22 protein-coding genes and 1 pseudogene are annotated in these 20,344 nt (G+C 72.3%); 12 read left to right on the forward strand and 11 right to left on the reverse strand.

Annotated elements, in window-relative coordinates:
• Positions 1–36: 36 nt before the first annotated feature.
• From K311_RS16845 to K311_RS16855, 4 genes and pseudogenes are all read right to left on the reverse strand, one after another.
• Positions 37–468 (reverse strand): four helix bundle protein, encoded by a 432-nt coding sequence (locus K311_RS16845; RefSeq protein WP_051240102.1) that lies wholly within the window; start codon positions 466–468, stop codon positions 37–39.
• Between the two features lie 89 nt (positions 469–557).
• Positions 558–1,700, reverse strand: a complete 1,143-nt coding sequence (locus K311_RS0112375; protein ID WP_026817575.1) for a DNA alkylation repair protein — start codon at positions 1,698–1,700, stop codon at positions 558–560.
• Between the two features lie 321 nt (positions 1,701–2,021).
• Positions 2,022–2,909: pseudogene (locus K311_RS16850) on the reverse strand (ribonuclease H-like domain-containing protein); the annotation flags it as partial.
• Complete coding sequence (locus tag K311_RS16855) at positions 2,906–5,377, reverse strand: DEAD/DEAH box helicase (RefSeq protein ID WP_051240118.1); 2,472 nt, start codon at positions 5,375–5,377, stop codon at positions 2,906–2,908. The gene K311_RS16855 and the pseudogene K311_RS16850, both read right to left, overlap by 4 nt.
• 225 nt (positions 5,378–5,602) lie before the next feature.
• Between K311_RS16855 and K311_RS0112390 the strand changes: the two genes are divergently transcribed.
• Positions 5,603–6,718 carry a sensor histidine kinase gene (locus K311_RS0112390; RefSeq protein WP_026817576.1) on the forward strand — a complete coding sequence of 372 codons (1,116 nt, stop codon included), beginning with the start codon at positions 5,603–5,605 and terminating at the stop codon, positions 6,716–6,718.
• 54 nt (positions 6,719–6,772) lie between these two features.
• Here the strand turns inward: K311_RS0112390 and K311_RS16860 are convergent, their stop codons facing one another.
• Positions 6,773–7,261 carry a fasciclin domain-containing protein gene (locus tag K311_RS16860; RefSeq protein ID WP_043798167.1) on the reverse strand — a complete coding sequence of 163 codons (489 nt, stop codon included), beginning with the start codon at positions 7,259–7,261 and terminating at the stop codon, positions 6,773–6,775.
• Positions 7,262–7,600: 339 nt separating this feature from the next.
• On the opposite strand from K311_RS16860, the gene K311_RS0112400 reads away from it, so the two are divergent.
• Entirely contained in the window at positions 7,601–7,990 is a 390-nt protein-coding gene (locus K311_RS0112400; protein WP_026817577.1) for a hypothetical protein, read from the forward strand.
• On the opposite strand, the gene K311_RS16865 is transcribed toward K311_RS0112400, so the two are convergent.
• Positions 7,987–9,534, reverse strand: a complete 1,548-nt coding sequence (locus K311_RS16865; protein WP_051240104.1) for a serine hydrolase — start codon at positions 9,532–9,534, stop codon at positions 7,987–7,989. The genes K311_RS0112400 and K311_RS16865 overlap by 4 nt on opposite strands.
• Positions 9,535–9,839: 305 nt before the next feature.
• On the opposite strand from K311_RS16865, the gene K311_RS18790 reads away from it, so the two are divergent.
• The 3 genes from K311_RS18790 (at position 9,840) to K311_RS0112420 (ending at position 11,722) form a co-directional block, all read left to right on the forward strand.
• Entirely contained in the window at positions 9,840–10,442 is a 603-nt protein-coding gene (locus K311_RS18790) for a VOC family protein (protein WP_081683449.1), read from the forward strand.
• A gap of 403 nt (positions 10,443–10,845) precedes the next feature.
• Positions 10,846–11,256 carry a hypothetical protein gene (locus tag K311_RS0112415; RefSeq protein WP_026817578.1) on the forward strand — a complete coding sequence of 137 codons (411 nt, stop codon included), beginning with the start codon at positions 10,846–10,848 and terminating at the stop codon, positions 11,254–11,256.
• 49 nt (positions 11,257–11,305) lie between these two features.
• Entirely contained in the window at positions 11,306–11,722 is a 417-nt protein-coding gene (locus tag K311_RS0112420) for a hypothetical protein (protein ID WP_026817579.1), read from the forward strand.
• Positions 11,723–11,791: 69 nt separating this feature from the next.
• Here K311_RS0112420 and K311_RS0112425 read toward each other — a convergent pair whose 3' ends face one another.
• Together K311_RS0112425 and K311_RS0112430 are read right to left on the reverse strand one after the other, a co-directional pair.
• On the reverse strand, positions 11,792–13,291 hold the full coding sequence (locus K311_RS0112425; protein ID WP_026817580.1) for a serine hydrolase domain-containing protein: 1,500 nt from the start codon (positions 13,289–13,291) through the stop codon (positions 11,792–11,794).
• Between the two features lie 15 nt (positions 13,292–13,306).
• Positions 13,307–14,311 (reverse strand): GlxA family transcriptional regulator, encoded by a 1,005-nt coding sequence (locus K311_RS0112430; protein WP_026817581.1) that lies wholly within the window; start codon positions 14,309–14,311, stop codon positions 13,307–13,309.
• A 152-nt stretch (positions 14,312–14,463) separates the two neighbouring features.
• On the opposite strand from K311_RS0112430, the gene K311_RS0112435 reads away from it, so the two are divergent.
• From K311_RS0112435 to K311_RS0112450, 4 genes are all read left to right on the forward strand, one after another.
• The gene (locus K311_RS0112435) at positions 14,464–14,889 is read left to right on the forward strand and encodes a hypothetical protein (protein ID WP_026817582.1); all 426 of its coding nucleotides are present in this window, start codon (positions 14,464–14,466) and stop codon (positions 14,887–14,889) included.
• Entirely contained in the window at positions 14,874–15,518 is a 645-nt protein-coding gene (locus tag K311_RS0112440; RefSeq protein WP_026817583.1) for a hypothetical protein, read from the forward strand. Before K311_RS0112435 ends, K311_RS0112440 begins: the two co-directional genes overlap by 16 nt.
• Positions 15,519–15,597: 79 nt before the next feature.
• Positions 15,598–16,263 carry a hypothetical protein gene (locus K311_RS17850; RefSeq protein WP_051240105.1) on the forward strand — a complete coding sequence of 222 codons (666 nt, stop codon included), beginning with the start codon at positions 15,598–15,600 and terminating at the stop codon, positions 16,261–16,263.
• A gap of 100 nt (positions 16,264–16,363) precedes the next feature.
• The gene (locus tag K311_RS0112450; RefSeq protein WP_026817584.1) at positions 16,364–16,795 is read left to right on the forward strand and encodes a hypothetical protein; all 432 of its coding nucleotides are present in this window, start codon (positions 16,364–16,366) and stop codon (positions 16,793–16,795) included.
• Positions 16,796–16,850: 55 nt separating this feature from the next.
• Here the strand turns inward: K311_RS0112450 and K311_RS0112455 are convergent, their stop codons facing one another.
• The gene (locus K311_RS0112455; RefSeq protein ID WP_026817585.1) at positions 16,851–17,168 is read right to left on the reverse strand and encodes a cupin domain-containing protein; all 318 of its coding nucleotides are present in this window, start codon (positions 17,166–17,168) and stop codon (positions 16,851–16,853) included.
• A gap of 101 nt (positions 17,169–17,269) precedes the next feature.
• Between K311_RS0112455 and K311_RS0112460 the strand changes: the two genes are divergently transcribed.
• The 3 genes from K311_RS0112460 (at position 17,270) to K311_RS0112470 (ending at position 19,247) form a co-directional block, all read left to right on the forward strand.
• Positions 17,270–18,130 (forward strand): MBL fold metallo-hydrolase, encoded by an 861-nt coding sequence (locus tag K311_RS0112460; protein ID WP_026817586.1) that lies wholly within the window; start codon positions 17,270–17,272, stop codon positions 18,128–18,130.
• A gap of 108 nt (positions 18,131–18,238) precedes the next feature.
• A complete protein-coding gene (locus tag K311_RS0112465) occupies positions 18,239–18,580 on the forward strand; it encodes a tRNA-binding protein (RefSeq protein ID WP_026817587.1) in 342 nt (113 codons plus the stop codon).
• 61 nt (positions 18,581–18,641) lie between these two features.
• A complete protein-coding gene (locus K311_RS0112470) occupies positions 18,642–19,247 on the forward strand; it encodes a dihydrofolate reductase family protein (protein WP_026817588.1) in 606 nt (201 codons plus the stop codon).
• Positions 19,248–19,328: 81 nt separating this feature from the next.
• On the opposite strand, the gene crcB is transcribed toward K311_RS0112470, so the two are convergent.
• Together crcB and K311_RS0112480 are read right to left on the reverse strand one after the other, a co-directional pair.
• Positions 19,329–19,691, reverse strand: coding sequence for a fluoride efflux transporter CrcB (crcB, locus tag K311_RS0112475; RefSeq protein WP_026817589.1), 363 nt, complete (start codon positions 19,689–19,691; stop codon positions 19,329–19,331).
• Positions 19,691–20,287, reverse strand: a complete 597-nt coding sequence (locus K311_RS0112480; RefSeq protein ID WP_154659551.1) for a hypothetical protein — start codon at positions 20,285–20,287, stop codon at positions 19,691–19,693. The genes crcB and K311_RS0112480 overlap by 1 nt, the downstream gene beginning before the upstream one ends.
• Between the last annotated feature and the right edge of the window lie 57 nt (positions 20,288–20,344).

The following is a 20,344-nucleotide window of genomic DNA, read 5'->3' on the forward strand; positions in this document are numbered from 1 at the left end:
TACGAGGTACGAGGTAGGCGGCGTGGGTGGGGTGGCTCACTCGTCCGTGGAGGCCGGCAAGCGGGTAGATGGAGGCGGAGGGTCGGGCTCGGTGCCGGCCTTCTCTGAGGTGCTCCATTTGCGGCGGAGGGCGGTGAGCATCCGTCCGATTTCGTCGGCGAGGGCGAAGGCGGGTTCCGTCTCCTGCGGATCGAGCCACTGGATGCGGCAGCAGAGCAGCAGCTGGGTGTGCAGTTCGGCCAGCGAGCCGTGGGCGATCGCGAGGAACTGCACCTTCTCGCGCCGGGACTCGCGAACCCAGCCCTCGGCGATGTTGCTCGGCACCGACGTCGCCGCGCGCGTCAGCTGACTGCGGATCCCGAACCGCTCGTCGCGCGGCAACCGCCGCGAAAGCAGCAGCACGAGCTGCGCGAGCCGCATCGACTTCGCCCAGACGACAGATTTCGCATAAACGAGCGACCGTTCCATACCCTGCAGCCTGCCAGCACGCGGCCGCGCACGCCTGCGAAACCACCCCGAAGCCCGGTCCGCCTTCCCTACCTCGTACCTCGTACGAACTACGAACTCAGGATCAGGAATCCGCCTTCCGCCACGACGTCCCCATTCACTTGCACTTCGACGCTGGCCGCCCCCGCATGCATCCTCCGCGTCGTGACCGGCCGCAGCGACAGCTTCCGCCGCAGCGTGCGCGCGTCGCGGCCGGCGAGGCGGAACGTCCAGCCCTTGAAGACCTTTCGGGTCGCGCCGCCGGGGCGCGGAAAGTGCACGATCAGGTCGATCGCGAGGACCTGGCTGCGGGTCGCTTTCGCGCGGAGGTGCAGTTCGAGTTCGACGGCATCGCCGATCGCGACTTCGGCCGGCGTGATCGCCAGCGTCGCGGCGCCGGTGTAGCGGCCGCCGAGTCCCCACGCGGCGAGCGTCGGGCGGTGGCCGTGCTTGAGCAGGGTGCGGCTGGCGTGTTTCAGCAGCGCGCGGCGCGGCGGCTGGGCGTCGGGGAGGAACTCGGCGAGCCAGTCGACGACGCGCTGCGGGTGGTCTCGGGCGATGTCGTTGAGGTGGTTGGCGACGCTGCGGCGCACGTAGGCGCTGGGGTCGTCGACCAGCGCGCGCAGGATCGGCTCCGTCGGCGTCGGGTCGGCGATCAGCGCCTTCAGCTGCAGGCCCCACGGCAGGCGCGGGCGGCTGCCTTCGCTGGCGAGGCGGCGCACGTGCGCCGACGGGTCCACCGTCCAGCGCTGCAGCGTCGCGAAGACCAGGTCCGGGTACGCGACGATCAGCGGGCGGATCGCGAACTCGCCGCTGAAGCGCTGCGTCAGCGCGTGCAGCGCCACGAGGGCGCGGCGCGCGTGCGCCTCCGACGCCACGCCGCGGCGGGCGATGAACTCGCCGAGCGGCCAGCCGATCCAGCCGGCGAGGCCGGCGTCGGTGGTGCGGAAGCCGAGGCTGTCGTCATCCGGCGCCGGCGCGGGCGCGAGGCTGGCTTCGATGACCGTCGCCGCGTGGTCGAAGTCGTCCGGCAGCGTCGCCTCGAACGCGTCGGCGATGTGCATCGCCCGCGCCTTCATCTCGAGCGCCTCGAGCCCGTCGAGGGCATGCGCCTCGAAGCGCGCGCGGTCGAACCCCGGCCACGCGCGGGAAAGATGCGCACCCGCGACGCGCACGAGTTCGGGACTCAGCAGGTTCTTGAACGGCTCCGCCATCGCGCAAGTGTGGCAGAACCGCGCCCCACTACCTCGTACCTCGTACGAACTACGAACTCGCGATCAGTTGTCCACGCCCGGCACCGTCGGCGCCTGGTTCACATCGATCGCGTGCCGTCCGGCCGGCGTCAGCGCGCCGTCGGGGCCGAGCATGCCCTTCGCGGCCAGCGTCTCGAACACCGCGTGCGGCACCGCCGCCTCGTCGCCACGCGACAGCGCGCGCAGCGCCGCGAGTTCGGCGACGTCGAGGACGCAGGGCTGGTCGCTGGTGGTCATGGCGGCATCGTCGCGCGGGCCGCGTCGGGCGGGTGTGAGCGCGGCGAGGTGCGCGAGCAGCGCCACCAGCGACCGCACGTCGGTGTGGTTGTGCTGCAGCACGCGGCGCAGGTCGGTGGCGTCGCCGCCCTGCAGGTACTCGCGCCAGGCGCGCGGGGCCTCGCTGCCGGGCAGGTCGTCCTCGCGCAGCACCTGCAGCACGCGGCGTTCGATCGTCGCCAGCCGGCAGTTCTCCCAGACGCCGCGCCAGCGCCGGCGCGCCGGGTGCAGCAGGTCGAGGTGGGCCAGTGGCGTGATCGGGCACGGCAGTCGCGCCAGCCGGTAGCGGGTCTTCAGCAGCGGCGCGTCGTAGCAGCGGCCGTTGTAGCTCAGCAGCACGGTCGATTCCTGCAGCCAGCCGGCGAAGGTGCGCAGCATCGCGGGCTCGGCGGCGAGCGTGGTGGTCAGCAGCTGGCGCACGCGCAGGCGGCCGTCGACCACGTCGGCGGCGCCGATCATGAACGCGCGGGTGCCGGTGCCGCCGGCGAGGCCGGTGGTCTCGGTGTCGAACGCGAGCACGTGTGCCGCCTCGATTTCGGCGAAGTCCTTCGCGAACGAGCAGTCCAGGCGCGGCGGCAGCGGCGGCGGCGCGTGGTGCGATTCGAGGTAGCGCAGGCCGGGCGCGATCTCGTCGCCGGGGAGCGTGCGGTCCGGCGGGCGGCGGGGGCGCGCCGGCAGCGCGTTCGGCAGGTTCGCGCGCAGGCGGATGCCGAGCAGGCGCCGGATCTCGTCCGGTACCGCCGGTCTTGCCCCTGTAGGAGCGCCTTCAGGCGCGAAGCTCTTCCCGCTTTCCGCCGGATCCGGCAAGGGCTTCGCGCCTGAAGGCGCTCCCACAGGGGGCGCGGTCCCGGCCTGCGCGCGCAGGCGGGCGAGGCGTTGGGCGAGGGCGCTCATGCGTCGGCGGTGGAGAGGAGGGCGAGGACCTGGAGGGCGAGGGATTTGGGGGAGGGGCGGGCTCGGGCGTCGCCGATGGAAAGCTTCGCGCCTGAAGGCGCTCCTACAGGGGTGGGGGCCGGAGCGTCGGCTTCATCGGCTGCCAGCACCGGGCCGACGCAGGCGGGGCAGCCGGCCTTGCAGTCGCAGGCTTCCACGAGCTCGCGCGCGCGCAGCACGATCTCGGCCTGGCGCCGCCACAGCGGCTCGCTCTGGCCGATGCCGCCGGGGTAGTTGTCGTACAGGTACACGGTGGGCGTGAAGCGCTCGGCGACCAGCGGGTTCTCCGCTTCGGCGCCGGCACCGCGCAGCTGCCCGCGGCCGCGGCCGTCGGTGTGCGCGGTCCACGCCCCGTCGCCGGAACCGACCGATTTCTGCAGGTCGCGCCCCTCCGCCATCACCGCCAGTGTCGCCACCAGGTGCAGCACGTGCGCCGCGCCGAGGAAACCGTCCAGCGCGTCCTGCCGCGACACGAACGCGCCCTCGAGCACCCCCTGCGGCAACTGCCACCACACCGCGGTCGTGTGCAGTTCCTGGTCCGGCAGGTTCACCGGCCCGTAGCCGATGTTCTCGTGCGTGTAGTAGCGGATCTTCTTGTAGCCGCTCACCCGCCGCACCACATGCACCTCGCCGTGATGCGCGGTGCCGGCGCCGGCCACGCAGCCGTCGAACTTCTCCAGCACCTTCAGCTTGGTGTAGTCGATCGCGTCGGTGTAGTAGTCGACATGCGTGCGCGTCACGTAGGCCTTGCGGCCCTCCCAGTCCAGCCGCTCCACCTGGAACGGCGTGCTCTGCACCATGTGGATCGCGCCCTCGTACAGCGTCAGTGCGGCGGCGGAGTAGTCGACCTCGGCGATGATCTTCTGCTGCCCGTCGCTGCGGTCGACGACGACGAAATTGCCGTCGGCCACCGAACGCAGCGACACCGCATTGGCCGGATACGAATCGGCGATCCAGTCCCAGCGCCCGCCCTCGCCGTGCAGCACGCCGCTCTCGCCGAGTACTTCCAGGAACGGCGACGGATCCACCGGCCCGAAGGTGTCGCCGGCGATGAACGGCAGCTCGAAGGCCGCGCAGCGGATGTGGTCGAGCAGGATCAACGGCTGGTCGGCGTGCAGGCGCGCGTGTTCGGGCGGCGCGCCCTCGAAGGACTCCGGATGCCGCACCAGGTACTGGTCCAGCGGATCCGACGACGCCACCACCACGCCCAGCGCCGGTTGCTGCCGCCGCCCGGCGCGGCCGAGCCGCTGCCAGGTCGCGGCGATCGAGCCCGGATAGCCGTTGAGCACGACCACATCGAGCGCGCCGATGTCGACGCCCAGCTCCAGCGCCGAGGTCGAGACGATGCCGTCGATGTTGCCCGCGCGCATCGCCTTCTCGACCTCGCGCCGCTCGGTCGGCAGGTAGCCGCCGCGGTAGGCGCGGATGCGCGGCGGCTTGCGCGGGTCGTGGTCGAACACGTCCTTCAGGTATTTGGTCAGCACCTCGACCATCGTCCGCGACTGCGCGAACACCAGCGTCTTCAGCCCCGCCTTGATCGCCAGCCGGGCGATGCGGTTGCTCTGCGAGCGCGCCGACGCGCGCAGCCCGAGGTCCGGGTTCACCACCGGCGGGTTCCACAGCAGCACCGTCTTGTCGCCGGATGGAGCTCCTGACCGAGTAATCGCCGTCACCGGCGCCTCGATCACCGCCTCGGCGTGCTGCTGCGGGTTGCCGATCGTCGCGCTGCACAGGATGAACTGCGGCTGCGCGCCGTAGAACGCGGCGACGCGCTTCAGCCGCCGCAGCACGTTCACCAGGTGCGAGCCGAACACGCCGCGGTAGGTGTGGATCTCGTCGATGACGACGTACTTCAGGTTCTCGAAGAACTGCGCCCACTTCGTGTGGTGCGGCAGGATGCCCTGGTGCAGCATGTCCGGGTTGCTGACGACGATGTCGCCGTGCAGCCGCACCGCCTGCCGCGCGTCGCCGGGGGTGTCGCCGTCGAAGGTGCAGGCGCGCAGGCCGAGGTCGCCGGCGCGGTTGAGTTCGAGGAGTTCGGCGACCTGGTCCTGCGCCAGCGCCTTCGTCGGGAACAGGTACAGGGCCTTTGCGTTCGCCTCCATCGCGCCGGCGACGACCGGCAGCGTGTAGCAGAGCGTCTTGCCCGACGCGGTCGGCGTGACGACGCAGACGTGCTCCCCGCGCCGCGCCGCGGTCCAGGCCTCGGCCTGGTGGCTGTACAGCTGGGACACCCCGCGGGCGCGCAGCGCGTCGGCCAGCTTCGGGGGGAGGTCGGCCGGGAAGGGCGCGTACACGCCCTCCCTCCCCGGCACGTGGAGGGCGCCGGTGATGCGGTCGCCGTATTTGGACTGCAGCCGCGTCGTCAGCTGCCGCGAGCCGCGCGCCAGCACAGTGCCGGGGGCGAGGGGATCGGCGGACGGCACCATCGCGAGGGTGCGGGCGTCGAGGCGGGCGAGGGAACTGGCGGGCGGCGGAGTCATGCCGTGATTGCAACGCGCGAACGTCTCACGCCGTGAGACGCCGGTAGGGTTGGATCCCGTCCTGGGCAACCCGCACGCGCGTCCGCCGCCGTCATCTCTCCGGCCGCGCTCCGGAGGGTCCATAGTGGCCGCCAGGCCCGCTTCCCGACGGCGCCCCGGGGACCCTCACGCATGCGCCTGGCCGACTTCATCCACCACGACATGGAACGCATCCTCGTCCGCTGGGAGGCGTTCGCCACGACGCGGCTGCACGCGAAAGGCATGACGTCGCTGGCGCTCCGCGACCACGCCAGGGAGATCCTGCTGGCCATCGCCCGCGACCTGCGGACCCCGCAGACACGCGAGGAACAGAGCGAGAAATCGATGGGCCGGGCCCCGGCCGATCCCGCCGCGCCGGAGACGGCCGCGCAGACGCACGCGACCCTGCGCGCCGGCAGCGCCTTCGACATCGAGGAACTGGCGTCCGAATACCGCGCGTTGCGCGCGAGCGTGCTGCGGCTCTGGGCCGACCACGGCGGCGGCGAGGCGCTGCACGTGGAGGACATGGTCCGCTTCAACGAGGCGGTCGACCAGGCGCTGGCCGAGTCGATCCAGTTCTTCGACGCCCAGGTCGAACGCTCGCGGAACCTGCTGCTGGGCATGCTCGGGCACGACATGCGCGGGCCGCTGCAGGCGATCCTGATGACCGCCCGGACCCTCGACGCGATCGATGCCGGCGGGGCCGTCGCCGTCGCGTCGTCACGGCTGCTCCGCAGCGGCGAGCGGATGCGCGTGCTGCTGGACGACCTGGTCGACTTCAACCGCAGCAACTTCGGCCTGGGCATCGCGATCCGGCCGGCACCGGCCGACCTCGCGGTCGTGTTCTCCGACGAAGTGGAGGTGCAGCGCGCCGCCCATCCGGGCCGCCGTTTCGAACTGGCGACGTCGGGGTCGACGCAGGGCACATGGGACGCGCCGCGGCTGCAGCAGTTGCTCGGCAACCTGCTGGAGAACGCCGCGAAGTACGGCGACCCGGGGTCGACGATCCGCGTCGCGGTCGTCGACGACGCCGAAGGGGTCCGCTTCGAGGTGGCCAACGACGGGCCGGCGATCGCGACGGACAACCTCGATGCGCTGTTCAGTCCGCTCCGGCGCGGGCCTGGCGCGCACGCGCGTGGCCCCGACGGCAGCCTGGGGCTCGGCCTGTTCATCGCCCGCGAGATCGCCCGCGCGCACGGGGGCGAGATCGGGGCCACGTCGGCGGACGGGGAAACGGTCTTTTCGGTGCGGCTGCCCCACGCCGCATGACGAAACGGCGGCGCCCGAGGCGCCGCCGTTCCGGTACCGCACGCGCGGGAACGATTACTGCCTGGTCGGCAGATTGACCTTGTCGATGCCGTGCAGGTAGCCGTTGCTCGAGTCGATGTCGGCGACCGTGATCCGTGCGCGGCCGACGGCGAGCTTGCCGTCCACCGTCGTGACCGGCGTGGTGCCGCCACCGATCATCTTCGCCGACGGCCACTTGCCGATTTCGGCGACGCCCTTGCGGCCGCGCAGCAGGTGGCCGTTGATCAGCGCCGCCAGCTCCGGCTTGTTCTCCGGCTGGAACAGGAACTCGAGCTTGCCGGCAGGCAGCTGCTCGAAGGCCGCGTCGGTCGGCGCGAACACGGTGAACGGGCCGGGCGCGGAGAGCGTCTCGGTGAGGCCGGCCTGCTCGACGGCGCGGCCGAAGGTCTTGAACGAGCCGTTCGATGCCGCGTTCTGCAGCAGGGTCGGCACACCCGGGTTCGCGGCGGGTGCGACCGGCGGGGTGACGGCGTTCGGAACGGAAGTGCTGGACGGGTTCTTCATGGGTTGCCTCAGGGTGCGGTGCCGCGGAACGCGCGGACCGGAGCGGCCGTAGCCGTGGTCCTGCCGCGAGGCAGGACAGCGAGGCTCAGTGCGGGGTGGGTGGGCGGAAGCGTGGCGCGGCTGAGTGGCCGTTACGACATGGCGTCGTAGTGCCGGCGGACAGTGCGCGCGGAGATGTCGGCGGGGCGTGAGCGCCGCGTGCGCCGCCCCTCGCGCGGCGCGACGTCCGTGTCATCGACGGCGCCGCCGCCGACATCCCAGCTTCCGGAGTTCGCCGGGCCGTCGATTCCCGGGCACCATGGCGGCATCGCGGTGCGCCGCTGATTCGTGGGAACCCCGATGTCGATCCACTCCAAATCCCGCCGCGACGCCCGCCGGAAGAACGCGAAGTCCGCGCCCGCCCAGCGTCCGCCCACCGAACACGCGCACCTCGTCGACGGCCGTGGCGCGGTCTTCGGCGGTGCCGTGTGCCGCGCCGGCGCGTGGGTGCTGGTGCTCGGCGGCAAGCCCGCGGCGCGCACCGACAGCGCGGCGATGGTGCTGGCGATGCTGAAGCACGTCGCGAGCCTGCGCGAAGGCGCCGGCGACGCGGTGCGGCTGACGCTGTCGACGCAGCTGCGCGACGCCGCCACCACCGAAGCCGCGGAAGACGGCAAGACGCTCGACGAGTACCTGGCGCAGCTCGCGGCCGAGCGCGAGGAACGCCTCGCCGAACGGCGCCCGTCCTAGTCGTCGATTCGCGGCGCCGGCTGGTCGCGGCCGCCCTGGTGCAGCACCAGTCCGGTCACCCGGCCGGACGCGTCGGCGACGAAGCTGATCTGCGCGTCGACGGCTTCGAGGAAGAACTTCGACGGCGTCTCGGCGAACAGCGGGAATCGCGGCTGGTCGCCGAGGCGCAGGTGCAGCTGGCCGTCGACGAGCGTGATGTCGAACACCAGCGCCGGCGTCAGCCGGTAGCGACCGACGTAGTGGGCCAGCGCCTCCGGCGCCAGTTCGATCGCGACGCGCCGGTTCGCCAGCAGGTCGTAGCGCGCGAACACCCGTTCGGCGCGCGCGCCGGCGACCTCGCGGCGATCGCACAGCGGCCAGTCGTACTCGTTCGCCACCGCGGCGATCAGCAGGGGCACGAGCGCGTGCCCGCCGTCCGCGTTGGTCATGACGACGATGCCGTCGCCGGTATCGGCCAGCATCTCGAAATGCGCGAAGTAGCCGGCGTTGCCGCCGGAGTGGGCGAAGTAGCCGTGGGCGTCGCCGTCGCGGACGACGAAGCCCAGTCCGGTTCCGTCGTTCTGCGGCGCCAGCGCCGCGTGCGCGGTGGCCGGCGCCAGCAGGTGGCCGCTGTCGCCGCGTCGTGCTTTCGCGATGTCGATGACCAGCGTCGCCAGGTCGGTCGGTGTCGTCCACAGGCCGGCGGCCGCCAGTTCCGGATGCCGGCGCCAGCCGCCTTCGAGCGGTGTGCCGGTACCGGTGTGCCCGTGCGCGGCGCGGGCGCGCATTCCCTCCGGCAGCGGCAGCGCGAACGTGCTGTCGTGCAGGCCCAGCGGCGCCAGCACGGTGTCGTGCACGATGTCGGCGAAGGGGCGTCGCAGCTCGTCTTCCAGCGCGAGCTGCAGCAGCGTGTAGCCCAGACCGCTGTACGCGACCTCCGTGCCCGGCGGCGTCAGCACCCGCGCCGGCGGGTTGTTGGCCGGCGCCGTGCCGGCGAGCACGTCGACGAGCGTGGGCAGCGCTTCGTCCGGCCCGTAGCCGGCGAAACCGCCGGGCGTGATGCCGCCGGCGTGCGCGAGCAGCCGGCGCAGCGTCACGTCGCCCCCGGCACCGGCCCCCGGCTCCGGCGCCGGAAGCGTCCACGACCGCAGGTAGTCGCCGATGCCGGCGTCGAGGTCCATGCGCCCGGCGTCGACTTCGCGCAGCACCGCCAGCGCCGTCACCGGCTTGGCGATCGAGGCGGCCTGGAAGAGCGTGCGCGACGTCACCGGCGATTCCTCCGGGCCGGTGCGGCCGACGCCGTAGCTCCGGATCCAGGCGATGCGGTAGTCGTCGATCACCGCGATGCCGACGCCGGGCACGCCGAGCGCCTGCATCCATTGTTCGAGCGACAGCTGCAGGCGGCGTTCGCCGTCGGTGACCGCGGGCAGCGCGGACGCGATGCGCTGGATGCGTGCATCGGCCGCGGGATCGGGCCGCGGCGGGGTCGCCACCGCCTGGCCGAGCGTCGTCGCCAGCAGGAAGAAGATCGCCAGGCCATCGAAAGGCCGCGCTGCACGTGTCATCGGTTCCCCCGTCGCGTGGCCGCCCGGCCGGCGGCCGCGTCGGACCCGGGCGGGCCTCGACCGTTGCACACGCGTTCGAGCGGGGTCAACACGCACCGCGCGACGGCTCTCCCGACCCGCGTGTCCGCGCGGAACCGGTGGGAGTACAGTCCCGGGCGAGCCCCGACGTACGCGGCGCTCGCAGCTCGCGGCGCGGATGCCCGAGCACGCGCTGTGGAACCGCCGTCGTCGTCGCGCATACAGTGCCGGCGAACGGGTCCGCACCGGGAAACGCCCGGTTCACGCGCGGCGTGGAGGATTCCGCCATGCGCCTGATTCCGCCATTCCTCGCGTTCGCGACGCTTTCCGCCGGCGGGTGCGCGGCGCCGGTGCCCTCCGCGTCCGCGCCACCCGCCGATCGCCCGCGCCCCGCGGAACCCGCCGCGCCCACGGAACCTGCGCCACCCGCGGAACCCGCCGCGCCCGTCGCCGGCGCGAAGCCCGCGGCCGTCTCGACCCTCCCGCCCGCGGGCCGGGACACCTGCCGCGCCGGCGACTACCGCGCGCTGATCGGCGTCGACCACCGCGACGTGCCCGCGGCGCCCGACGACCTCGTCCTCGGCCAGCCGTTCCTGCTGCTGCGCGGCGGGCCGCAGTTCCCGTTCACCGAAGCCGTGAGTTTCCAGGTCGCCATCGACGACCAGGCGGAAACGGACCGGCTGTGGAGCGCGATCGTCGACACCGGCGGCCAGGAATCCGACTGCGGCTGGTGCAAGGACCGCTACGGCCTGAGCTGGCAGATCACGCCGCGCCGCCTCACCGAACTGATCAATGCCGGCGGCGAGACGGCCGCGCGCGCGTTCGGCGCGATGATGACGATGCGGAAGATCGACATCGCCGCGCTCGACCGCGCCGTCGCCGCCGGCTGATCCGCCACGGTTGACCTTTCCACGGTGACCTGGCGGGCGCGTCCAGGCACCTGGAACGCGCGCGCATCCTGGGCCATCGCTTCGTGATCCCGCATGTGCGCAGCCACGTCGCGACGCAGCGCGTGTTCGCCGTTGCGCTGCCGCATGCGGCGGCGGTGGTGAGAAAGGCCGCAGTTCACCGGCCGCGCGCCAGGGTATCGGGTTCCCCTCGCAGAACGCGCACGGGGGCGTGGGAACGATCCGCGACCGCCGGTGGATGCCTCCGGATGCGCTCCCTGGACCTCACCATTGGCCGGTTCACCGGAACGTCATCGACCTCGACGGCGATCCCCACGTTACCCGCGTCCCTGGCGGCGGCGTGTTATTCATCCGGTCGTGACCGGACGTTGCCCGAGATGAGCCGATGCCGACCCGCCCCTGCGTCGCGGCGCTGACCACCCTCGTCCTGCTCGCGCTGCCGTCCATCGCGCTCGCCAGCGATCCGCGGGGAGCCTTCTACGCGCTCGTCGCCTGGCCGATGCTGGCCCTGCAGGCGCTGTTCCTGGGGCTCGCGCTGCGCTTCCCGAAGACGACCCTGGTGCTGGAGGCGATCTGGCTGGTGCCGGTGCTGCTGCTGCTCGCCGCCGCGCTGCAGGCCGGCGGCGTCGACGGGCTGATGCGCGACATGGGGCCGCTACCGGAATTCATCTTCGGCGGCCTTTTCGCCGCGCTCGTGGTCTGCGGCTTCGCCTGGGCGCGGCTGCCGGTCGCCGCTGCGAAGGCCGGCCGCGCTGGCGATGTTCACGCAGGTGATCGCCGCGACGGCGAATCCTAGCCACCATGGCGGCCATCGCGGCCCGCCGCACCGCATCGAGGAAACGCCCATGTCGATCACTTCCAAGGCCCGCCGCGACGCCCGCAAGCGGAGAGAGAAGGCCGCGCCGCGCGGACGGCCGCTGGTCGAACACGCGCACATCGCCGACGGCAGCGGCGCGGTCTTCGGCGGCGCGGTGCGCAAGGGCGACGAGTGGGTGCTCGTGCTCAACGGCAAGCCGGCCGCGCGCACCGACAGCGCGGCGATGGTGCTGGCGATGCTCCGCCACATCGCCGCGCTGCGCGACGGCGCCGGCGATGCCGTGCGGCTGACGATGTCGACCCAGCTGCGCGACGCCGCCACCGCCGAGGCCGAGGCCGAGGGCAAGACCCTCGACGCGTACCTGGACCAGCTCGAGGCGGAGCGGGAAGAGCGGGCGGCGGAGAAGGCGGCGGGTGGTGCGGTCGCGCCCGGGGCGATGCACTGACCCGCCATTGCGACCGGGTGAAGACCCTGCGCGGCGAACCTGCTCCGCGAAGCGCGACAAGACTTCCGGCTAATCGTCGCGGCGCAGCACGATCGCGAACGGCAGCAGGTGGTCCAGCCGCGCCGGCGACGCATACGCCACCACCGCCCCGTCGAGCCGATCGCCGCTGCGCACCAGCTTGAGCAGCAGCAGCGGCGTTTCGCCCGCGGCAAGATCGCGCGCGGGCAGCCGCCCGGGCAGGGCGGCGATGAAGATGTCGCCATTGACCATCGCGCCGAATTCGGCGGTGAAGTCCTCGCCGTCGGCACCGGGCAGGGCCAGCGCACCGCTGCCGTCGGCGCGCAGCTCGAGCGAGGCCGGCAGCGCGCGGCCGTCGACGTGGACCTCGCCGCGCCAGCGGCCCGGGAAGCCGTCCTGGCCGGTGAACGGCGCATACGCCGCCACCGGCACCAGCGCCTCCGCCTGCGCCGCCGGCAGCAGCGCGACCAGCGCCGCATCGGCGAGCGCCTGCGTGAGTGCGTTGACGTCGCTGCGGTTGGCGAGCACGACGATCGCGATGCCGTGCTCCGGATCCAGCCGCAGCAGGCTGCTGGCGCCGGGCATGCCGCCTTCGTGCCAGACCTCGCGGCGGCCGTCGCCGGTGCGGCGCAGGTACCAGCCGAGGCCGTAGGCGGCGTCGCCATAGACGTGCTGGAAGGCGCCGGGGTCGGCGACCTGCTGCATGCGCGCGACCGTCGCGCGATCGAGCCGGGGACCCTCGCCGCCGCGCAGGTGGAAGTCGGCGAAGCGCAGCAGGTCGCGGGCGCTGGCCCAGCCGTTGCCGGCGCCGGGGGTGTCGTTGTGCAGCGGCGGCAGGCGGGCGCCGTCGCTGCCGTAGCGCACGGCGGCGTCGCGGCCGGGTTCCGGTTCGCCGATGAAGCTGTTCGTCATCGCGAGTGGCGCGAACACTTCGGCCGCCATCGCGTCGGCGAAGTCGCGGCGGGCGTGGATCGCCACGAATTCGCCGAGCAGGCCGTAGCCGAGGTTCGCGTACTCGGCGACGCGGCCCGGCGTCGCCACCAGGGTGCCGTAACGCGCGAACTGCGCCATCAACGGCGGCCCGGGGCGCGCGTCGCCGTAGTGGATGCGCGCATAGGTGGCGAGGCCGGCGGTGTGCCCCAGCAGTTGGCGCAGGCTGACGTCGCGCGCGTGGCCGGCGGCGTCGCGGAACACGAAGACCGGCGCGTGCGCGTGTTCCGGCATGTTCGCCATCACGGGGGTGTCGAGATCCAGGCCCTTGCGCTGCACGACCGCCATCACCGCGGTCGCGGTCAGCGGCTTGGTCAGCGAGGCCAGCGGGAAGGCGGTGTCCGGCGTCGCCGGTGTTCCTGCCTCGACGTCGGCGAACCCGAAGCCGCGGGCGTACAGCACCTCGCCGTCGCGCGCCACCGCGACGACCAGCGAGGGCGTGCTGCCGTCGGCGACCGCGCGTTCCGCGAGCGCATCGACGCCGCCGAAATCCGGCGCCTGCGCCGTCGCCTGCGTTCCGGCCGCGAGCGACAGCACGAAGACCAACAGGCGCAGGGACATCGCGATCTCCTCGGATCAGGGCGGCGTGGTCGCCGCGAAGCGGGCACGGAACGACGACGGCGGCACGCCATAGTGGCGTTCGAAGGCGCGGCGGAACACGTCGGTGCTGCGAAAGCCCACCGCGGCGGCGACCGCGTCGATGCCGGCGCCGGCGAGCAGGCGTTCGCCGGCCTCCTCGACCCGCAGCCGTTCGACGCAGGCGGCGGGCGTGATCCCGAGCGCATCGCGGAAACGCCGCGTCAGTTGCCGCGGGCTCACATGGCAGCGTTCGGCGAGCCGTTCCACCGACAGGTCGCCGGCGAGGTTCGTGAGCATCCACTCGCGCAGTTCGGCCAGCCGGCCGGCGCTGCCGCCCTGGAACGCCAGGCGTTCGGAGTACTGGCGCTGGCCGCCGGCGCGGCGCACGTGCACGACCAGCTCGCGCGCGACCGCCAGCGCCAGGCGCGGGCCGTGGTCCTGCTCGATCAGCGCCAGCGCGAGGTCGATGCCGGCGGTGACGCCGGCGGACGTGTAGCAGCGGCCGGCGCGGATCCAGATCGCGTCGGCGTCGACGTCGACAGCCGGATAGCGCGCCGCCAGTTCGGCCGCGAAGCGCCAGTGCGTCGTCGCGCGCCGGCCGTCGAGCAGGCCGGCCTCGGCCAGCGCCCAGGCACCGGTGCACACCGAAGCGATGCGGCGGGTCGCGCGCTGCCGCGTACGCAGCCAGCCGGCGGCGGCGCGCAGCCGGCGCGGCTCGCGCAGGCCGGCACCGCCGGGCACGATCACGGTGTCGAGCGCCGGTGCTGCCGCCATCGCGCAATCGGGCTGCAGGCGCAGGCCCGGCTCCGAGGCGAAGGCGGACTTTCCATCGACTCCCAGCACGAGCAGCCGGTACGGCCGCGGTGTCGCGCCGCCTTCCCGGCCTTCGCCGGGCAGCAGCGCGTTCGCGGTCGCGAAGGCCTCCAGCGGCCCGGTCAGGTCGAGCGCGGTGATGCCCGGATAACCGAGGAAACCGATGCTGCGCGGGCGGGGAGCGGCCATGTGGCGATGCTGGTCCGGCGCGGGCGTGGCCGCAAGGACGGGGTTCCGACGAATCCGGACGCCGGATCGGGTCAGTGCGGCGCTGGCCGGCGGGCCTCGACCGGTGCGGTACCGGCGCCTACAGTTCCCGCATCCCCGACGGAAAACCCCGAATGTGCCTCGCCGTCTACCTGGCCAGCACCATCGCCGTTCCGCGCGAACGGCACGGCGACCCCGCGCTGCCGTCGGTGCACCTGCGCCGGGTCGGCGACGACGATCCCATTCGCCGGCAGGTGTTGCTGCCGCACGTGTACTACGTCGCCTCGCATCAAGGCTGCGGCTGCGGATTCCTGAAGGAGCCCGGCGACGACATCGCGTCGAAGCAGGCGAATCGAGTCCAGCTCGCGCAGCTGATCCGCGACATGCAGGATGCGGGCGCCCGGCTCGAGGTGTTCGCATGCTGGGAGGGCGAGCAGGGCGAGCCGGCCGAGGTCACCGAAACGCGCACGGCCGACGAGATCGCAGCGGAGGATTTCAGGATTCTCGAGTCGCACCACATCACGCTGGCCACGGAGCTCGTGTCATGCCGACCCCGGTAACGCCGGCCCTTTCGCGCGCCCGCCAGATCGCGATCACCGTCGCCGACGTCGAAGCGACTTGCGCCGCGCCGCTGTCCGGCCACGCACTGTGGATCGGCTTCCTGCGGGCGATTCCGCTCGCGCTGCTGCTCTCTGCCAGCCCGGTCACGGCGCATGCGGGCAGCGAACCGCCACCGACGCCGCTGCCCGAACGCGTTCCGGCGGACGAATGCCCGGTTCTCGAAGGCCGCTGGCAGTCCGACCGCGAGCGCACGATGGCCTGGATCGACCGCCACCTGCAGATGAATGCCGAGCTCAAGGGGATGGTGCGGGAAATGAGCGGCCGCGCCGTGCTGGAGATCGGCGCCGACACCATCACCGCCCGCATCGATGCGTGGACGCTGGCGATCGGGGAGGTGCAGGTGCCGATGGAGGCCACCGAACTCGCCTGGCGCTACGAGCTCGTGCACTGCACCCGCAGGGTCGTGGTCACCCGGCAGCCGCAGGCGCAGACGGGTGAGGAGCAGGTCGTCGTCTACCACTTCGAGGCCCCGGACCTGATGTGGACGTACAGTGGCGGCGCCGACTCCGAATCCCCCGACTCCGCGCAGCGCGAGTACTACACCCGGATCCGGGACGTACACCGTTAATCGGGACGTACACCGTCAAGAAGCCATGCCGAGGATCCTGCCGTCGCCTCCGGCGCGGCCCGGGCATTCGGAGATCGCGATGAAGGCAGTCCTGATCCTGGCGGCCCTGATGACGCTACCGGCGCAGGCACACGACGCCGCCACCACGGTGCCCGCGGCTTTCGTCGGCCGCTGGGCCGGCAGCCCCGCGGCCTGCGCGGACCCGGGCGCCGACGACCTTCGGCTCGACATTGCGCCCGACCGCATCGCCTTCTGGGAAAGCGCCGGGCCGCTCCGCGCGGTGGTCGTCCGAGGCGATCAACTCGCGCTGATCGCCGAGCTCTCCGGCGAGGGCGAAACCTGGCTGGCGGCGAGGTCCTTCGAGCTCGCCCACGACGGCCGCCGGCTGATCGATCGTGCCAGCGTTCCTGGCGAGGAGATCGTGCGTCATCGCTGCGGCGATCCACCGCCACCCCTCGCCTCCGGCACCCACGACTTCGAACACCGCTACGCCGAACACCCCGACATGCCCAGCCTCCGCCTGCGCGTGCGCATCGACGGTAGTCACGTGATCGTCGATAACCCGCAGGCCGCGAACCCGTTCCCTGCCGGCGTGATCGACGAGGGCAGGCTGATGTGGCACCCCGTCGCGAAGCGGTGGATCATCGGCCACGAGGACAGCGACCGCCTTCGCCGCGATGTCGGCGGCTGCAGCGACGGCGCGCACGTCATCGAACTGGAGAAGCGGGTGTTCTGGACGTGCTGATGGGCGCCGCGCCCTGCCGCGTCGATATACAGTTGACCGCCGAGCCGTGAACGCCGCTGCGCGTTCCGCTCCCGTCGACCGACAGAAGGGGATCACGGCAATGGGGAACATCCGGACACTCATCGGAACACTGCCGCTGCTGCTCGCCGGCTCGCTCGCCGGCGCCGCCACGGTCTGGGCACCGATCGCCTGCGGCTGCGCAGCGCCCTGGCAGGCGATCGCCTGGCAGCTCGGCCGCAATGACCTGCGCAGCGCCGATGAGCTCGACCCGAAGGTGATCGCCGACGGCATCATCGCGACCTGGCGCGGCAAGCCGGTGCGCGCGTGGGATCTGCCGGTCGCGACCTCCAGCGAGGACTGCGTCGACGCGGCGTCGCGGCAGGCGATCACCTGCACCTGGTGGATCTGGGAGTCGCCGGTCGGCAAGCGTGGCTTCGGGGTGGTCGTGTTCGCCGATGCCGATGGGGTGTTCGAGGACGTGCACGTCGAGCGGATCGAGTGGCTGGCGCCGGTGCCGGGCGACGGTTCCTGAGGCGCTGACCGCGCTCTGCCGACCGGCGCTGGCTGCGGGAACGGCGGCAACCTTTCTAGACGCTGCCCTTGCGCTCCACGACGAGCACCCGTGCCGCGCCGATCGGATGCGCGACGTGCTCGGTGCCGACATCGGCGTGGAAGAGGTCGCCGGGCTCGAGGATGCGGCAGTGTTCGCCGTCGCCATCGGCATCGCGCCAGCGCATCTCGACGCGGCCGTCGAGCACGACGAACACTTCCTCGCCGTCGTTGACGTGCCAGCGGTAGGGCTGGTCGGTCCAGTGCAGGCGCACGCTGGCGCCGTCGATCTCTGCGATGTCGAGCGCGCCCCAGGCGCGGTCGGCGGTGAAGTCGCGGCTGCGGATGAACTTCATGGCGGGGCGAAGTTGGTCAAAACCGGGGTCGGAGTACATTCCCGGCGGCCGGGGTCGGAGTAAATTGCCCGGGAATGTACTCCGACCCCGGTTCTGCGCCCATGACGCCACTGGTACACAGCTTCCACGACCCGGCGACTTTCACCTTCACCCACGTGGTCTACGACCGGATCTGCGGCCGCGCGGCGGTGGTCGACCCGGTGCTGGATTTCGATGTCGCGTCCGGGCGCACCTCGACCGCCTCGGCCGAGCAGGTGCTGGCCTTCCTCGGCGAACACCGGCTGAGCCTGGACTGGGTGCTGGAGACGCATGCCCACGCCGACCACCTCAGCGCCGCCGCCTTCCTGAAGCGGCGTACCGGCGCGAAGGTGGCGATCGGCCGCGGCATCACCGCGGTGCAGGAACGCTTCAAGACGCTGTTCGGGCTCGAAGACGACTTCGCGACCGACGGCCGCCAGTTCGACCGGTTGTTCGACGACGGCGACACTTTCGCGATCGGCGCGCTGCGGGCGCGGGTGCTGGGCACGCCGGGGCATACCTCGGACGGCGTCAGCTACCAGGTCGGCGATGCGGTCTTCGTCGGCGACACCCTGTTCGCGCCCGAGACCGGCACCGCCCGCGCCGATTTCCCCGGCGCCGATGCGCGCACGCTGTACACCTCGCTGCGCCGGCTGCTGGAACTGCCGCCGGAGACGCGACTGTTCCTGTGCCACGACTACCCGTCGCAGACGCACACCGTGCAGGCGATGACGACGGTGGCCGAGCAGCGCGCGCGCAACATCCACGTCGGTGGCGGCGCCGGCGAGGACGCCTACGTCGCGCTACGCACCACCCGCGATGCCGCGCTGCCGGTGCCGAAGCTGATCCTGCCGGCGCTGCAGGCGAACATCCGCGCTGGCGAACTGCCGCCCCCTGTTGCCAATGGCGTCAGGTACCTGCGGCTGCCGCTGGACCAGATTTAGCAAGTGGGGTTAACAACTGGGGTCGGATTCCTTCGTTAAGACGGGCGCCGCCCGTCTTAACGAAGGAATCCGACCCCGGTTGTTAAGCCCAGTTGTCAAGGAGCCACCATGACCAACACCATCACCTGGGACGACTTCACCCGGGTCGAACTGCGCGTCGGCCGCGTGCTCGAGGCGCGCGTTTTCCCGGATGCGCGCAAGCCCGCCTACATCCTGCACGTCGACTTCGGCCCGGAGATCGGCATGCGCAAGTCGAGCGCGCAGATCACCGACCACTACACGCCGGAATCGCTGGTCGGGCGGCTGGTCGTCGGCGTCGTGAACTTCCCGCCGAAGCAGATCGGGCCGCTGCGCTCGGAATGCCTGGTCACCGGCTTCCACGATGCCGACGGGCACGTGTGGCTGTGCGTGCCCGACGGCGAGGTGGCGCCCGGAACGCGGCTGCTCTGACGGCCTGCGCCATCCGACCAAGATCGATACCCTCGCGGAATCGCCCAACGAGGAGTTGCCCATGCGCCGCCTGATCGCCTCCACCTTCGTGTCCCTCGACGGCGTGATGCAGGCCCCCGGCGGGCCCGACGAAGACCGCGACGGCGGCTTCGCGCACGGCGGCTGGACCTTCCCGCACTGGGACGAAACGATGGATGCGGGCGCCGCCGGTTTCGACGCCGCCGGCCGCGAACTGCTGCTGGGCCGGCGCACCTACGACATCTTCGCCGGCTACTGGCCGAACCAGCCCGCCGACGACCCGACGGCGCGCACGCTCAACGCGGTACGCAAGCACGTGGCGTCGCGCACGCTGGCGTCGGTGGCCTGGAACAACGCGACGCTGCTGCGCGGCGAGCTGGTGGAGGCGGTGCGGGCGCTGAAGGCCGCCGATGGCCCCGACCTGCAGATCATCGGCAGCGGCACGATCATCCAGCCGCTGCAGCGCGCCGGCTTGATCGACGAGTTCAACGTGTGGACGTTCCCGGTCGTGCTCGGCGGCGGCAAGCGGCTGTTCGAGCCGGGGGCGACGGCGACGGAACTGCGGCTGGTGTCGTCGGCGGTGTCGAACACCGGGGTGGTGATGAGCCGCTACGAGACCGATGGCGCCGTGCGGACGGGCTCATTCTGACGGGAATAACGGTGTCAGAGACAGTTACCGCCGACGGCCTTGGCCGACGCGACACCGCCGGAGTAACTGTCTCTGACACCGTTATTCCGCGAGCCGGCTGCCGAGCCACACCGCGAACAGGCACACCCCCACGCTGCCGAGCACATACACCGCCGCCAGCGCGGCGTCGCCGCGGCGCATCAGCGTCAGCGTCTCCAGCCCGAAGGCCGAGAAGGTCGTGAATCCGCCCAGCACGCCGGTGACCACGAACAGCCGCAAGGTGTCGCCGTCGGGCGCCCGCGCCAGCACGCCGGCGACCAGGCCGATCAGCAGGCAGCCGAGCACGTTCACCGCGAAGGTCGGCCACGGGAAGCGCGCGGCGCTGCCGGCCAGCGCCAGCGACACGCCGTAGCGCGCGATCGCGCCGAGCGCGCCGCCGAGACCGACCCAGAGCCAGCCGGGCATCAGCGCGTCTCCGGATGCACGCCGGGGATCAGCTCGCGCAGGCGGTCGTCGATCGCCACGAAGACGTTCGCGGACAGGTCGTTGCGCAGTCGGTCGTCGGCGCCGACGGCGTTGCCGCCGGCGTCGGTGGGAATCTGCACCCGGTCGCTGCTGGCGGCGGTCACCCGGAAGCCGCCGAGCAGGGCAGCGTCGGCGAGGCGGAACAGCAGCACGTCGCCGTCGAACGCGCCCGGGCTGAAGTCGCGGTCGGCGCCGACCGACGGCGCCAGCTCGCGATGCACGCGCAGCACGAACACGTACTCGGCACGCGCGCATTCGCCCATGATCAGCGGCGCGCCGCGGTGCAGGGTGCCCGCGTCGGCCGGCAGGTACTCCGCGCAGCTCTGCACGGTCCGCGCGTGCGTCGTGCCGAAGCCGTCGCTGCGCACCGGCGCGGCGGCGCGCACCGCCGGTTCCAGCGCGGCGATGCGCTCGAACACCTGCTGCACCTGCGGGCGCAGTTCCGCGACCTGATCGGCGACCGTTTCGCCGCAGCCGGCGAGCACCAGCGCCGACGCGAGCACCGTCGCCAGCACCGGGGAAAGGATCCTGGCCATCGACACCTCCACGCACAGAAACCGCGGTCGGAAACCGGGGTCGGAGTACATTCCGGG

This window comes from Arenimonas composti TR7-09 = DSM 18010 (assembly GCF_000426365.1).
Taxonomy (GTDB): Bacteria; Pseudomonadota; Gammaproteobacteria; order Xanthomonadales; family Xanthomonadaceae; genus Arenimonas; species Arenimonas composti.

Bases quoted from the DNA above. Each gene is read 5' to 3' on its own strand.
- K311_RS0112480 (WP_154659551.1), bottom strand. From the start codon at position 20,287: ATGGCCAGGATCCTTTCCCCGGTGCTGGCGACGGTGCTCGCGTCGGCG.
- K311_RS0112435 (WP_026817582.1), top strand. From the start codon at position 14,464: ATGTGCCTCGCCGTCTACCTGGCCAGCACCATCGCCGTTCCGCGCGAA.
- K311_RS0112390 (WP_026817576.1), top strand. From the start codon at position 5,603: ATGCGCCTGGCCGACTTCATCCACCACGACATGGAACGCATCCTCGTC.
- K311_RS0112465 (WP_026817587.1), top strand. From the start codon at position 18,239: ATGACCAACACCATCACCTGGGACGACTTCACCCGGGTCGAACTGCGC.
- K311_RS18790 (WP_081683449.1), top strand. From the start codon at position 9,840: ATGCGCCTGATTCCGCCATTCCTCGCGTTCGCGACGCTTTCCGCCGGC.
- K311_RS0112455 (WP_026817585.1), bottom strand. From the start codon at position 17,168: ATGAAGTTCATCCGCAGCCGCGACTTCACCGCCGACCGCGCCTGGGGC.
- K311_RS0112400 (WP_026817577.1), top strand. From the start codon at position 7,601: ATGTCGATCCACTCCAAATCCCGCCGCGACGCCCGCCGGAAGAACGCG.
- K311_RS16865 (WP_051240104.1), bottom strand. From the start codon at position 9,534: ATGACACGTGCAGCGCGGCCTTTCGATGGCCTGGCGATCTTCTTCCTG.
- K311_RS16860 (WP_043798167.1), bottom strand. From the start codon at position 7,261: ATGAAGAACCCGTCCAGCACTTCCGTTCCGAACGCCGTCACCCCGCCG.
- K311_RS0112420 (WP_026817579.1), top strand. From the start codon at position 11,306: ATGTCGATCACTTCCAAGGCCCGCCGCGACGCCCGCAAGCGGAGAGAG.
- K311_RS0112415 (WP_026817578.1), top strand. From the start codon at position 10,846: ATGCCGACCCGCCCCTGCGTCGCGGCGCTGACCACCCTCGTCCTGCTC.
- K311_RS17850 (WP_051240105.1), top strand. From the start codon at position 15,598: ATGAAGGCAGTCCTGATCCTGGCGGCCCTGATGACGCTACCGGCGCAG.
- K311_RS0112440 (WP_026817583.1), top strand. From the start codon at position 14,874: ATGCCGACCCCGGTAACGCCGGCCCTTTCGCGCGCCCGCCAGATCGCG.
- crcB (WP_026817589.1), bottom strand. From the start codon at position 19,691: ATGCCCGGCTGGCTCTGGGTCGGTCTCGGCGGCGCGCTCGGCGCGATC.
- K311_RS0112425 (WP_026817580.1), bottom strand. From the start codon at position 13,291: ATGTCCCTGCGCCTGTTGGTCTTCGTGCTGTCGCTCGCGGCCGGAACG.
- K311_RS0112450 (WP_026817584.1), top strand. From the start codon at position 16,364: ATGGGGAACATCCGGACACTCATCGGAACACTGCCGCTGCTGCTCGCC.
- K311_RS0112375 (WP_026817575.1), bottom strand. From the start codon at position 1,700: ATGGCGGAGCCGTTCAAGAACCTGCTGAGTCCCGAACTCGTGCGCGTC.
- K311_RS16855 (WP_051240118.1), bottom strand. From the start codon at position 5,377: ATGGTGCCGTCCGCCGATCCCCTCGCCCCCGGCACTGTGCTGGCGCGC.
- K311_RS0112470 (WP_026817588.1), top strand. From the start codon at position 18,642: ATGCGCCGCCTGATCGCCTCCACCTTCGTGTCCCTCGACGGCGTGATG.
- K311_RS0112430 (WP_026817581.1), bottom strand. From the start codon at position 14,311: ATGGCCGCTCCCCGCCCGCGCAGCATCGGTTTCCTCGGTTATCCGGGC.
- K311_RS0112460 (WP_026817586.1), top strand. From the start codon at position 17,270: ATGACGCCACTGGTACACAGCTTCCACGACCCGGCGACTTTCACCTTC.
- K311_RS16845 (WP_051240102.1), bottom strand. From the start codon at position 468: ATGGAACGGTCGCTCGTTTATGCGAAATCTGTCGTCTGGGCGAAGTCG.